The sequence below is a fragment of the Mucilaginibacter sp. BGA-UO-ETr-C110 genome (genome assembly GCF_059567985.1).
Genome location: NZ_JCAQPB010000002.1, coordinates 4,119,449 through 4,132,435, shown reverse-complemented (window position 1 = coordinate 4,132,435; position 12,987 = coordinate 4,119,449). Strand labels below are relative to the sequence as shown.

Below are 12,987 nucleotides of genomic sequence, written 5' to 3'. Positions count from 1 at the left end.
TAAATGTTCCGACGCTTCATAAAAGAAGCAAAAAATCATTACCCAATTTAACTTATAAAGCAATGAAAAAACTAAAATTAAAAGCATTGGGATTAAATGTTAATGAAGTGCTTACCAGAGCACAATTAAAAAAAGTATCAGGGGGTGGTAGTAGTTGCGTTAAAGACGGTGAAGCTTGTTCGTTTTTTAATAATCCACCATGTTGTGGTATTTGTATTGCATCCGTTTGTGGCCGTCCTCCGGCATAGGCCAAAACAGAGGGTCAGGCAATTACTTGCAAAAAGCGGTTGAACCAAAATTTGACCGTTTTATTTTCATAACTATTTTGTAAGAGCGAATCTTGCATTTCGAAATAAAACTATTTTATGAGGAGACTAACGAGTGTCGCCATTTGCGCTTTTTTACTATTGTTTATAGTTCGGGCAAATGCCCAGAATAACAGTCAGGCCTTCCTGATCAAAGGAACTATAAATGTTATAGACTCGGGCGTAGTGCGCATGTTTTCAACTGATGGAAGTAGTGTAGCAGATAGCTCAGTCATTGTAAACGGCCAATTTATTATGCGGGGAAAAATTGGTTTGCCAGAGAGGCGGATATTTAAGATTGCTCCGGGCAATTGGTCGCTTCAGGCATTTGTTGAAGATACGGTGATAACATTTGCCATTGATACCACCGGTGCTCAACGCTATAATTATAAAACAGCGCATGGAAACGATTCTTATGCATTGATATGGGAAATTAAACAAACCGGATCAAAAATGGCAGATGTGTATGCCCAATATCAAAAGGAAACCGGCCAAACCAATTTTATTTCGCTTTTGAAAAAGCTTAAAGCCGTTAAGACCAATGCCGACGCGGCAAATATCAAGATCGAACTGGATTCTATGAGAAAACCTATGCTTGCAAGACAAAAAGCGTGGATTGAAAACTACATTAATCAATATCCTGCATCCATAGCTGGCGTTTACATGTTTAATGAGTTTTATCATTTAGCATTTCATGATGCACCATTAACTTACTTACAGCCTTTTGTTAACCGGTTTTCGGGTCCGGCAAAGGCTTCTGTTTATTATCAGCAGCTAACCCGTGCAGTGGCCGATTTGAAAAATGTGAAGGTAGGTAGCCTGGCACCGGATTTTACACTGCAAAAAAGAGATAAAAGTAAATTTACACTTTCTGCAATGCGTGGAAGTTTTACGATGATAGATTTTTGGGCGAGCTGGTGTGTGCCTTGCAGAAAGGCTATCCCTAACTGGAAAAAAGTATATGCCAAATATCATCAAAAAGGCTTTACTATCGTAAGTGTATCTGGCGATAGATATTGGAAGGATTGGCTGCCCGCGCTGGATAAAGAACAAATGCCTTGGACACAAGTCATAGATGAATTTCCTTCTAAAAATTCAGCGGCCCGGGTAAATGATTTATATAGAACACCCTCTTTGCCTTTTTATGTGTTGCTGGATAAAGAAGGGAAAGTGATTTTAGCTTCGGATAATGAAGATGCCATGATGAAAAAAATAGATGAGGTTTTGCAGTAGTGTGATTCTGGTAGATTGTTGTCTGATCTTAATATTCTTTAATTTTTATAATACTTCCTTATATACAAAATGCTTAAAGAAAAAGAAAGAGCTGATAATACAATGAAAGCTATTCCTGCTTTTATTATCAACTTAAAGAATAGGGTAGATCGTAAAGAACATATTTTAAAAGAATTTGCCGGTCGCTCTGAATTTACTATTCATGTTGTGGAAGCCTGTAAGCACAAAATTGGAGCTATTGGCTTATGGAATACAATCAGGCACATCCTACAAAATTTAGTGAGCGAAAATGATGAATATGTGCTGATCTGTGAAGATGATCATCAGTTTACGGATTCTTATTCAAAAGAGTTGTTGTTTGATAGTATAGCCCGTGCCCGTGCTAAAAATGCAGATATATTGTTAGGAGGCATAAGTTGGTTTAAAGGTATTGTGCAAATTGAGGATTCTTTATTCTGGGTGAAAAATTTTAATGGAACACAATTTCTGATCATATTCAAAAAGTTTTTTGTCCCATTGCTGGATGCCAACTTTAATGATAATGATAGTGCTGATTTTAAAATATCGGAGCTTACCGGGAATCAATTTCTTATACACCCTTTTATTTCTGTGCAAAGGGATTTTGGATATTCTGACGCTACATCTAATAACAACCAGGAAGGGCATGTTGAAAAGCTATTTGAAACAAGTTCAGAATGGGTTCAGAATCTGAAAAATGTTACTTCGTATTATGAAAATATTAACCTCCAAGTTGGAGGTGAAAGCGATGAAGATGCCTATTATAATTTAATCATCCCAACTTATGTTATTAATCTGCGTGAAAGAACAGACAGACTTGAGCATATAGAAAAGCAATTTAAAGGGAGGTCAGAGTTTGATATAACTATTGTAGAGGCTTGCACACATGATATAGGTTCTGTAGGCTTGTGGCAAAGTATCAGAAAGATTATTAACCTAGCAATGGAAAACGACGATGACGTGATAATTATATGCGAGGACGATCATGAGTTTACGGAGTATTACTCCAAAGAGTATTTGATAAAAAACATAATAGAGGCCCACGCACAGGGAATAAATTACTTATCAGGTGGCAGTAGCTATACTGACAATGAAATACTTATTGCCAATAATAGATTTTGGGTAAGCAATTGCCTGGCCACACAGTTTATTATTCTTTATAAAAGTTTTTTCCAACAAATTATTGATGAACCTTTTGATGATGAAGTCATTGCCGACCGATTGCTCTCTGAAATGACAAGCAAAAAAATGGTACTGTATCCATTTGTTTCCAGACAACGTGATTTTGGATATTCAGATGTTACAGAGATTCATAATGAAAATAAAAATTTGATTAACAGATTATTTGAGGAGAGTAATAAAAAATTAAATACAATCTACGCTGCGCATCAAAAATATAATTCAGTTGATATATAGATTAATGTAGAAAATAAAAACTTTTGGATCCGGCGCCCGCCGGATTTTTGGTTTTACAGGTATAGCAAAATACCCTCCAGAAATGTTGAAAACTTTTTGGTGGTAAAAAGTGGTAGAAAGTGGTAAAAGTACCTTACTTTTACTCATTATATTATGCCATAGTCTTAAAATGTCCTATTTAACCGGTGAATTTGAATGTAAGCTGGATCCTAAATCAAGGATGATGATACCTGCTGGGCTCAAAAAAAAGCTTCCTGAAGCTGAAACTGAGGGCCTGGTGATCAATCGCGGATTCAAAAATTACCTGGTTATTTATACTAAAACAGAATGGGACAAAAGATTGGATGAACTGAGCAAACTTAACGAATACGAGGAAGATAACATAGAGTTTATCAGATATTTCACCCGTGGCGCTACCGAGCTTTCGCTTGATGCTGCCGGCAGGGTGTTGTTGCCGAAGTTTTTGCTGGATTATGCAGGTATAAAAAATGATGTAGTGCTGGCCTGTCAGTTAAATAAAATTGAGGTTTGGGATGCGGAGGCGCATAAAGCCGCGTTCTCCAATGAGCCGCAAAACTTTAGCGCATTAGCGCAGCGGGTTATGGGTAATAAAGCAAGGAGGGGTGATGAGTGAGTATCATGTACCGGTAATGCTCAATGAATGTATTGAGGGACTTGCCATTAAAAAGGACGGCACTTATGTGGATGTTACTTTTGGTGGTGGTGGCCACTCGCGTGAGATATTAAAACATCTGGGCCCCGAAGGTACTTTGCTGGCTTTTGATCAGGATGCCGATGCGCAGCAGAATTTGATTGAGGATAAGCGTTTTGTATTTGTTGATCAAAATTTTCGCTATCTCAAAAACTTTTGCCGCTTACATGGCGCTATTCCGGTTGATGGTATACTGGCCGATCTTGGTGTTTCGTCATATCAGTTTGATCAGGCCGAACGGGGTTTTTCGATCCGGTTTGATGCCGAGTTGGATATGCGGATGAACCAGCTGGGCGAGCTTACTGCCAAGGATGTAGTCAATAACTATACAGTAGCCGAACTGCACCGCATTTTTGGTATTTACGGTGAAATACAGAACGCGAAATCGCTGGCCGAAACCATCGCGACGGCTCGTTTAAATGCACCGATAGTAACTATCGCCGATCTGAAAAATGCGATCAGTAACCGTATCCCCCGGGGTAAGGAAAATAAATACCTGGCACAAGTGTTCCAGGCATTACGCATTGAGGTTAACCAGGAGCTAGAAGCATTGAAAGAGTTTTTGGTTCAGTCGGCAGAGGTGTTGGCTGTTGGCGGCAGATTGGTGGTGATGTCATACCATTCACTGGAAGACAGGCTGGTAAAAAACTTCATCGCCAAAGGCAAATTCAGTGGCGAGGTGGAAAAGGATTTTTACGGTAATAACAATAAACCATTGGATGCGGTAAGCCGTGGAGCTATAACAGCATCGGATGAGGAAATAAAGAATAATAACAGAGCACGGAGCGCTAAATTAAGGATAGCTGTAAAAAAATGACTAATCGTTTACGTACAGAAATTCAGGACGAAGAATTAGAACAGGATATTATCGTGGAGGAAAAACCTGCGCGCGAAATCCAGGACAATCTTTTTACCCAATTTTTTGCCAAAGGCTTTATTACCAAAGAAACAGCCACAGGTGCTTTGCCCTTTATTATGTACATAGCCCTGTTGGGGATGATTTACATTGGGAATATGCACCTGGCCGAAAAAACGATACGTGACATAGGTGATATTACCAAAGAGGTAAAGGAGCGTGGCTGGGATTACAAAACCGCCAAAGCCGATATGGCCTTTAAAAGTACATTAACCGAGGTTGCTAAGCGTGCCGATACCCTGGGGGTAAGGCAGTCTGTTGAGCCGCCACAAAAGATAACAGTAAAGGAGGAGGATCAGGATGGGAATTAGAACCAACATTCTGCTGCGGGTGTATATCGCTTTCGGGCTGATATTGCTGTTTGCTTTTGCTGTAGTGGTGCAGCTTTGCCGGGTGCAATTTGTGCAGGGCAAAAAATGGAAAGATATGGCTGCCAGTCTATCGGCACAGTATCAAACCGTTGAAGCTGCCCGTGGTAATATTTTTTCTGTAGATGGTAGTCTTTTGGCTACCTCTGTTCCGGAGTATGAGCTGCACATGGATATGCTGGCCGGTGGTATTGCCGAGGACAGTGTGTTTAATGATAACATTGATCAGCTGGCCATGAATCTGTCAAAAATGTATAACGACAGACCGGCCCGCGAATATTCCAGGATATTTCGTGAAGCCCGAAAAGATGGTTCGCGTTATCAGTTGTTAAGACGCAGGGTAAGTTATCAGGAATTAAAAAAGATCAAAGACTTTCCAATCTTCAAAAAAAGGAAGACCAGGAATTGTCTCATCGTGCTGCAGCAAAACAAACGTATACGACCATTTCACTCGTTGGCAGCCCGTACTATTGGTTATAAAAATGAGAATGTTAAAAATGCTGTAGGCCTGGAAGGGGCCTATTCGGCTTATATCAATGGCGAAAACGGACGCAGGTTAATGCAGCGTATCCCCGGTGGAACCTGGATGCCTGTTGATGATGATGAAGAGATAGCCGCCAAAGATGGTGCCGATATCATATCTACCATTAACGTGAATTTTCAGGATGTGGCGCAGGATGCTTTGATGAAGCAATTGATCAAAAGCGAGGCCGATCATGGTTGTGTGGTATTGATGGAAGTAGCTACCGGCGAGGTTCGTGCTATAGCCAACTTTACCCGTACCAAGGAGGGTGATTACGAAGAAAGGATGAACTATGCTATCAGTAACGCTATTGACCCGGGTTCAACCTTTAAGCTGGCATCGTACATGACCTTACTTGATCAGCATAAGATAGATACCAGCACCATTGTTAATGCCGAAGGCGGTAAATATAAATTCCCGAAAGGGCCAACCATCACCGATACCGAGCATGATAATTATGAAATGAGTGTTAAACGCGCGTTCGAAGAGTCGTCAAACGTGGCTGCAGCTAAATTGGTCACCAGATATTATAGCGGCAATCCCTGGGAATACATCAATAAGCTGTATAGCTATCATTTAAATGAAAAGTTGCAGTTGCAAATACGAGGCGAAGGCCAACCGGTGATCAAAAATCCGTCAAACCGTAGCTGGAACAAAAACTATACACTGCCCGAAATGGCCTATGGGTATGAAATGAATTTAACTCCTCTGCAAATGCTGGCTTTTTATAACTCAGTACCTAACAATGGCAGATTGATAGCGCCCTTATTTGTACGTGAGATACGCCGCCTGGGTAATCCTATTGAACAATTTCAGGCACGGGTTATTAATGAGCAGGTATGCTCAGATGTTACAATAGGTAAATTAAAAGGCATGCTGGAAGGCGTGGTGCTTAACGGTACTGCTAAAAACGTAATTAAAAACAAGCTTTATAGTGTAGCTGGTAAAACCGGCACAGCGCAAATAGCCGACGGACGGAAAGGTTATACTGCCCATAAAACATACCAGGCTTCATTTTGCGGTTATTTCCCGGCCGATCATCCTAAATATTCGATGATCGTGGTTATTAATAACCCAACAAAAGGTAATTATCTGGCGGCCCTGGTTGCAGGTCCGGTTTTCAGGGAAGTGGCAGATCGGGTTTATGCCAACGATATGGAGATAAACCAAAGCCCGGCTGAGCACCTGGTGGGTAATACCAGCATGCCAAAAGTAAAGCAGGGTAATTTAAAAGCATTAAAACAGGTGTATACCAAACTGGGTGTAAAACCACTGTATGCTTCGGCAAATGCTGATGCGGGCGGGGTTGATACCAGCAACGGGATCCCTTTTGAAGAAGTAAGATATAAGAACGGCACCGTTCCGGCAGTTACCGGTATGGGTCTTAGTGATGCCCTGTATGTTTTGGGCAATGCGGGTTATAAAGTAACGGTACGCGGCAGCGGCGTAGTAACCACCCAATCGGTTACTGGTGGCAGCCTCATACCAAAAGGATCACGAATAACAATTGAATTACAATGATGTATTTAAGTGATATATTGGATGGATTGGCTTTTACTGAATTACAGGGAAGCGCTGATGTGGAAATTACGTCTGTAACCTTTGATTCGCGCAAAGTTCAGCCCGGTTCATTGTTTGTTGCCGTAAAAGGCACGCTGGTTGATGGTCATGATTATATTGATCAGGCTATTAAAAGTGGTGCCATAGCGGTTATTTGTGAAGATCTGCCTGCACGTACCGTAGCAGAGGTCGACTTTTTGATGGTGGCCGATTCTGGTAAAGCATTAAGCATTGTTGCCGCCAATTTTTATGGCAAACCATCTGAGCAGCTTAAACTGGTTGGCGTTACCGGTACCAATGGTAAAACTACCGTTGCTACTTTGTTATATCAGTTATTCCGAGACCTGGGTTATAAATGCGGTTTATTGTCAACCGTTGAAAATCAGATCAATGATACAGTAATCCCATCAACCCATACCACTCCTGATCCTATTGAGCTGAATAGCTTACTGGCAGATATGGTGGCGCAGGGATGTGATTACTGCTTTATGGAGGTAAGTTCACATGCCATAGCCCAGCACCGTATTGCCAACCTGGTATTTTCTGGTGGGATATTTACCAATCTTACGCATGATCATTTAGATTATCATAAAACGTTCGATAGTTATCTGAAAGCCAAAAAGGCATTTTTTGATGGGCTGCCAAAAACAGCCTTCGCGCTTACCAACAGTGATGATAAAAATGGCGGTGTGATGTTGCAAAACACAGAGGCGCATAAAAAAACGTACGGACTAAAATCAATGGCTGATTATAAGGCCCGCATACTGGAAAATCAGTTTGATGGTTTATTGCTGCACATTGATAGCGAAGAAGTTTGGTTTAAAATGGTGGGTACGTTTAATGCTTACAACCTGTTGGCGGTTTATGCCACAGCCATGCTGCTTGATCAGGATAAAGCAAAAGTATTAACCAGCCTGAGCAAACTGACCGGAGCCGAAGGTCGCTTTGAATATATAGTAGCGCCCAACAAGGTGATAGGCATAGTTGATTATGCCCACACGCCTGATGCTGTGCAAAACGTACTGAGTACCATTCATGATATCCGTAAGGGTAACGAGAAAGTGATCACGGTGATTGGTTGCGGTGGCGACAGGGATAAAACCAAACGCCCTATCATGGCACGTGTAGCCAGCGAATGGAGCGATAAAGTAATATTAACTGCTGACAACCCGCGGTCGGAGGATCCGGACCAGATCATCAAGGACATGGAAGAAGGGGTTGACCCGGCTTTCAAAAGACATACGGTAAGTATTGTTGATCGTCGCGAAGCAATTAAAACAGCATGCATGCTGGCCAATCCGGGCGATATTATACTGGTAGCCGGTAAAGGGCATGAGAAATATCAGGAAATAAACGGAGTGAAAAATCACTTTGATGATATGGAAGAACTGGAAGCGCAGTTTAAATTAATGTCATAGATGTGCAGATTTCAGATGTGCAAATGTGCAGACGAGAATGAAAAAATGAATGGATTGAAATAATAAAAATGGATGAGAAACCTAATCTGATAGTTGACCTGACATTTAAGTTTTCTTTGAAGATAATAAGCTTTACAGAAAAACTGGAAACTCAAAAGAAGTTTAATATGGCAAATCAGCTTTTTAGAAGCGGTACATCAATCGGAGCTAATGTTTGTGAAGCACAGGGGGCACAGAGTAAGGTTGATTTTAAACACAAATGTAAAATAGCTTATAAGGAAGCGGAAGAAACAAGGTACTGGTTAAAATTATGTCAGCAAGCAGAAAGTTACCCATTTGAACAAGGAATGCTTGACGATATACAGTCAATAGTTAAAGTTTTAGGGAAGATAATTGCATCAACCAATTAATATAAGTTAACAAGTAACGATAAGAAATAATCAAAACATAAAACCGCAAGTCTGCACATCTAAAATCTGCGAATATATCATTTGCACATTTGAAATCTGCACATCTGCACATTGAAAAAAGGATGTTATATTATTTATTTACATATCTAAGTAAAAACTACAGTATTCCGGGAGCGGGGGTATTTCAGTATATCACTTTCCGTACGGCTTTGGCTGTAATAACATCATTGTTGATCACTACGGTATATGGCCGCCGGTTGATCGATTACCTGCGTTTTAAACAAGTTGGTGAAACAGTACGGAACCTGGGTCTGGAAGGCCAAATGCAAAAATCTGGTACGCCTACTATGGGTGGTATCATCATTTTATTAGGTATCCTGATCCCTACTTTGTTGTTTGCCAAATTGGGTAACGTATATATTATCCTGATGCTGATCACTACGGTATGGTTGGGAGCTATCGGCTTTCTGGATGATTATATCAAAGTTTTCAGAAAGAATAAAGAGGGCCTGGCAGGCAGGTTTAAGATCATTGGTCAGGTAGGGCTTTCGCTCATCATCGGCTGGACAATGTATTTCAATACCGACATTGTGATCAGGCAGGAAGTGAAGCTACCCGTAAAGGTTGATGCCCCGGTTGAGTTCCACATGAAAAGAGATGTGCCGGTTTATACACAGGATGTACGGTCGACAAAAACCACCATGCCTTTTTATAAGAACAATGAGTTTGACTATGCCAAGGTGCTCAAATTTCTTGGGCCGGGTTATGAGCAATACGGACTGGTAGTATTCCTGTTTTTTGTCATACTGATCATCACTTTTATATCAAACGGAGCAAACATTACCGATGGTATCGACGGATTGGCGACAGGAACTTCGGCCATTATAGGGATTACGCTGGCTCTACTGGCTTATGTATCCGGTAACATTGCCATGGCCGATTACCTGAACATCATGTTTTTACCCAACTCGGGCGAGCTGGTAATATTTGCCGGTGCATTTGTGGGGGCTTGCGTAGGCTTTTTATGGTACAACTCCTATCCTGCGCAGGTGTTCATGGGCGATACCGGCAGTTTAGCCATCGGTGGTATCATTGCTGTTTTTGCTATTGTGATACGTAAAGAGTTATTGCTCCCGGTACTATGCGGTGTATTCCTGATCGAGAATATATCGGTGATTATGCAGGTGGGCTGGTTTAAATACACCAAGAAAAGGTCGGGCGAAGGCAAGCGGATATTTTTAATGGCGCCGCTGCATCACCATTACCAGAAAAAAGGGTTCCATGAAGCCAAGATCGTAACCCGATTCTGGATCATTGGGATACTGCTGGCTATTATAACGATCATAACATTGAAGCTGAGATAGATTTTAGAAGCAAGAGATAAGAATCAAGATATAAGACAAAAAATATATAGTGTAATAGAATAATGAATCAGTCGGAACATATAACTCAAAACTCACCACTCACCACTCAAAGGCTGACCATTCTCGGCGCTGGCGAAAGCGGTGTGGGTGCGGCATACCTTGCCCAACAGCAGGGGTATGATGTTTTTGTTTCGGATTTTGGTGCTATTGCCGATAACTATAAAAAACAACTGAAGGACTGGAAGATCCGCTTTGAGGAGAACCAGCATACCGAGACAGAAATATTGAACGCGGTTGAAGTGATTAAAAGTCCGGGGATACCTGACAAAGCACCTATTGTTAAAAAGCTTAAAGAAAAAGGTGTTCCTGTTATATCCGAGATAGAGTTTGCAGGCAGGTATTGCGATGCCAGGATCATTGGCATCACGGGCTCAAACGGGAAAACCACTACCACCAGCTTAACTTATCATATCCTTAAAAACGCGGGATTAAATGTGGGTTTGGCAGGTAACATTGGTAAAAGCTTTGCCTACCAGGTGGCTACTGAAAAATTTGAATATTATGTGTTGGAGCTAAGCAGCTTTATGCTGGATGATATGTACCGGTTTAAGGTTGACATTGCTGTTTTGCTCAATATTACGCCTGATCATTTAGACAGGTATGATTACAAGCTGGAAAACTACGCGGCATCAAAATTCCGTGTTACACAGAATCAAACAGCGGCCGATTATTTTATTTATTGCGCCGATGATCCGGAAACCATCAAGGGGATGGCCGGGCGTACGTTTGAAGCGCAGCAATTACCCTTTTCAATTGAAACTACGATTAAACCGGGAGCATATCTCGAAAACGACAATATTGTCATCAACACACAACAAGAACATTTTCAAATGTCAATTAAAGAATTAGCCCTGCAGGGCAAGCACAACATTTACAACTCCATGGCATCAGGTATTGTATCAAAGGTGCTGGAGCTGCGCAACGAAACGATGAGAGAGAGCATGGGCAACTTTAAAAACATCGAGCACCGGCTGGAGTCGGTTGGTAAAATTTCGGGCATTAGTTTTATTAATGACTCTAAAGCTACCAACGTTAACTCAACCTGGTACGCGTTGGAAAGCATGACTACAGATGTGGTATTGATCCTGGGTGGTGTTGACAAAGGGAACGACTACAGTATGTTGAAACAGCTGGTAAAGCAAAAGGTAAAAGCTATTGTGTGTTTAGGCAAGGATAACAAACGTATCCATGATGCCTTTGAAGATGATGTGGAAGTGATCGTGAACACAGGCTCGGCACAGGAAGCCGCGCAGGTGGCGTTTCACCTGGCCGAAAAAGGCGATACCGTATTGTTATCACCGGCATGCGCCAGTTTTGATCTGTTTAAAAATTATGAAGATCGCGGTAATCAATTTAAAGCCGCGGTAAGGGAATTATAGGTAAAGAGGCCCATAGACTATGGTCAATAGTCCATGGAAAAAGAAAAGAAGATCTATGGACTATCGACTATGATCCATGGACAAAAAAAGTAAAAAGTAAGGAAATGCACAGGATACTCAGTAATACAAAAGGCGACCGCTGGATATGGCTTATAGTCATATTGCTTTCTGTTATATCCCTGTTGGCGGTATACAGTTCAACCGGTACGCTGGCTTATAAGCGAGGCGTTGGGGTCGAGTCGATCCTGATGAAGCACCTGGCTATGGTGGTAGGCGGTATCGCGCTGATGTATATCTCGCACAAGCTCGATTATCGTTACTACGCCGGTATTTCCAAGATCATGATGATCGTGACTATACCCCTGTTGTTATACACATTGTTGTTCGGTAGCCACATCAATAACGCCAGCCGGTGGATCAATATCCCGGTAATCGGTCTGAGTTTCCAGACATCCGATTTGGCTAAGCTGGCTTTGATCACTTACCTGGCACGTACACTATCGCGGAAGCAGGAAAATATTAAGGATGTTAAAGAATCCTTTCTGCCCATCATGGGTTCTGTTTGCCTGGTGTTTATACTTATTGCGCTGGCCAACTTGTCGACCGCGCTGATGTTGTTTGGTGTAAGTATTTTACTGTTGATTATCGGTCGTATCAGCATTAAACAGATAGCGGTGGTTTGCGCGGCAGGTTTTATATTGTTAATGGGAGTTTTGTTCTTAGGGCCACGCCGCCATATGTATGCTACCCGTGTAAGCACGTTCTTACATCCGGAACAGGCTAAGCCGGATAAATCATTCCAGTCTGACCATGCTAAAATAGCTATCGCCAGCGGCGGATTATTTGGCAAAGGTCCGGGTAACAGTACCGAAAGAAATTATCTGCCAGAGTCCTACTCCGACGAAATATACGCCATTATTATTGAGGAGTATGGACTTGTAGGCGGGTTTGCCTTAATAGGCATTTACCTGTTTTTACTCTACAGGTGTATAAAAATTGTGACGAAGGCTCCAAAGGCGTTTGGGGCGTTACTGGCCTGCGGTTTAAGTTTTAGCTTAACCATACAGGCGTTTGCCAATATGGCGGTGGCAGTAGGTTTGGGTCCGGTAACCGGGGTGCCTTTACCTTTTGTGAGTATGGGTGGTACATCGATATTATTTACCAGTGTGGCGTTTGGTATCATATTATCGGTTAGTCGTGATATTGAAGAGCCAAAGAAAGTAGTGGTAGGAGAGATCAGGACGGCCTGAGGTTAATTAGTGAATTATTGATTTAGTGAATTAGTGAGTTGGGGGTTTAGAATTT

Annotated in this window: 12 protein-coding genes; all 12 read left to right on the top strand. The window is 41.7% G+C overall.

From position 1 onward, the window contains the following. Positions 1-62: 62 nt before the first annotated feature. The 12 genes from AC57BQ_RS17770 (at position 63) to AC57BQ_RS17715 (ending at position 12,932) form a co-directional block, all read left to right on the top strand. Entirely contained in the window at positions 63-248 is a 186-nt protein-coding gene (locus tag AC57BQ_RS17770) for a hypothetical protein (RefSeq protein WP_496407546.1), read from the top strand. A gap of 117 nt (positions 249-365) precedes the next feature. Continuing rightward, positions 366-1,538 carry a redoxin family protein gene (locus AC57BQ_RS17765; protein ID WP_496407545.1) on the top strand — a complete coding sequence of 391 codons (1,173 nt, stop codon included), beginning with the start codon at positions 366-368 and terminating at the stop codon, positions 1,536-1,538. Between the two features lie 69 nt (positions 1,539-1,607). Next, on the top strand, positions 1,608-2,972 hold the full coding sequence (locus tag AC57BQ_RS17760; protein WP_496407544.1) for a hypothetical protein: 1,365 nt from the start codon (positions 1,608-1,610) through the stop codon (positions 2,970-2,972). Positions 2,973-3,141: 169 nt separating this feature from the next. After that, on the top strand, positions 3,142-3,606 hold the full coding sequence (gene mraZ, locus AC57BQ_RS17755) for a division/cell wall cluster transcriptional repressor MraZ (protein WP_166090265.1): 465 nt from the start codon (positions 3,142-3,144) through the stop codon (positions 3,604-3,606). Next, positions 3,599-4,501 (top strand): 16S rRNA (cytosine(1402)-N(4))-methyltransferase RsmH, encoded by a 903-nt coding sequence (gene rsmH, locus AC57BQ_RS17750; protein ID WP_496407543.1) that lies wholly within the window; start codon positions 3,599-3,601, stop codon positions 4,499-4,501. Before mraZ ends, rsmH begins: the two co-directional genes overlap by 8 nt. Further along, positions 4,498-4,911 carry an FtsL-like putative cell division protein gene (locus AC57BQ_RS17745; protein ID WP_496407542.1) on the top strand — a complete coding sequence of 138 codons (414 nt, stop codon included), beginning with the start codon at positions 4,498-4,500 and terminating at the stop codon, positions 4,909-4,911. Before rsmH ends, AC57BQ_RS17745 begins: the two co-directional genes overlap by 4 nt. Beyond that, the gene (locus tag AC57BQ_RS17740; RefSeq protein ID WP_496407541.1) at positions 4,901-7,012 is read left to right on the top strand and encodes a penicillin-binding protein; all 2,112 of its coding nucleotides are present in this window, start codon (positions 4,901-4,903) and stop codon (positions 7,010-7,012) included. The genes AC57BQ_RS17745 and AC57BQ_RS17740 overlap by 11 nt, the downstream gene beginning before the upstream one ends. Continuing rightward, a complete protein-coding gene (locus AC57BQ_RS17735) occupies positions 7,009-8,469 on the top strand; it encodes a UDP-N-acetylmuramoyl-L-alanyl-D-glutamate--2,6-diaminopimelate ligase (protein ID WP_496407540.1) in 1,461 nt (486 codons plus the stop codon). The genes AC57BQ_RS17740 and AC57BQ_RS17735 overlap by 4 nt, the downstream gene beginning before the upstream one ends. 68 nt (positions 8,470-8,537) lie before the next feature. Further along, positions 8,538-8,879, top strand: a complete 342-nt coding sequence (locus AC57BQ_RS17730; protein ID WP_496407539.1) for a four helix bundle protein — start codon at positions 8,538-8,540, stop codon at positions 8,877-8,879. Between the two features lie 122 nt (positions 8,880-9,001). After that, the gene (mraY, locus tag AC57BQ_RS17725) at positions 9,002-10,243 is read left to right on the top strand and encodes a phospho-N-acetylmuramoyl-pentapeptide-transferase (RefSeq protein WP_090473208.1); all 1,242 of its coding nucleotides are present in this window, start codon (positions 9,002-9,004) and stop codon (positions 10,241-10,243) included. A 62-nt stretch (positions 10,244-10,305) separates the two neighbouring features. Further along, positions 10,306-11,682: a UDP-N-acetylmuramoyl-L-alanine--D-glutamate ligase gene (gene murD, locus AC57BQ_RS17720; RefSeq protein ID WP_496407538.1), complete on the top strand. Its 1,377-nt coding sequence runs from the start codon at positions 10,306-10,308 to the stop codon at positions 11,680-11,682. Positions 11,683-11,786: 104 nt separating this feature from the next. Then, positions 11,787-12,932 (top strand): FtsW/RodA/SpoVE family cell cycle protein, encoded by a 1,146-nt coding sequence (locus AC57BQ_RS17715; RefSeq protein ID WP_496407537.1) that lies wholly within the window; start codon positions 11,787-11,789, stop codon positions 12,930-12,932. Positions 12,933-12,987 lie beyond the last annotated feature (55 nt).

Bases quoted from the DNA above. Each gene is read 5' to 3' on its own strand.
- AC57BQ_RS17760 (WP_496407544.1), top strand. From the start codon at position 1,608: ATGCTTAAAGAAAAAGAAAGAGCTGATAATACAATGAAAGCTATTCCT.
- AC57BQ_RS17745 (WP_496407542.1), top strand. From the start codon at position 4,498: ATGACTAATCGTTTACGTACAGAAATTCAGGACGAAGAATTAGAACAG.
- mraZ (WP_166090265.1), top strand. From the start codon at position 3,142: ATGTCCTATTTAACCGGTGAATTTGAATGTAAGCTGGATCCTAAATCA.
- AC57BQ_RS17770 (WP_496407546.1), top strand. From the start codon at position 63: ATGAAAAAACTAAAATTAAAAGCATTGGGATTAAATGTTAATGAAGTG.
- AC57BQ_RS17715 (WP_496407537.1), top strand. From the start codon at position 11,787: ATGCACAGGATACTCAGTAATACAAAAGGCGACCGCTGGATATGGCTT.
- AC57BQ_RS17765 (WP_496407545.1), top strand. From the start codon at position 366: ATGAGGAGACTAACGAGTGTCGCCATTTGCGCTTTTTTACTATTGTTT.
- AC57BQ_RS17740 (WP_496407541.1), top strand. From the start codon at position 4,901: ATGGGAATTAGAACCAACATTCTGCTGCGGGTGTATATCGCTTTCGGG.
- rsmH (WP_496407543.1), top strand. From the start codon at position 3,599: ATGAGTGAGTATCATGTACCGGTAATGCTCAATGAATGTATTGAGGGA.
- mraY (WP_090473208.1), top strand. From the start codon at position 9,002: ATGTTATATTATTTATTTACATATCTAAGTAAAAACTACAGTATTCCG.
- murD (WP_496407538.1), top strand. From the start codon at position 10,306: ATGAATCAGTCGGAACATATAACTCAAAACTCACCACTCACCACTCAA.
- AC57BQ_RS17730 (WP_496407539.1), top strand. From the start codon at position 8,538: ATGGATGAGAAACCTAATCTGATAGTTGACCTGACATTTAAGTTTTCT.
- AC57BQ_RS17735 (WP_496407540.1), top strand. From the start codon at position 7,009: ATGATGTATTTAAGTGATATATTGGATGGATTGGCTTTTACTGAATTA.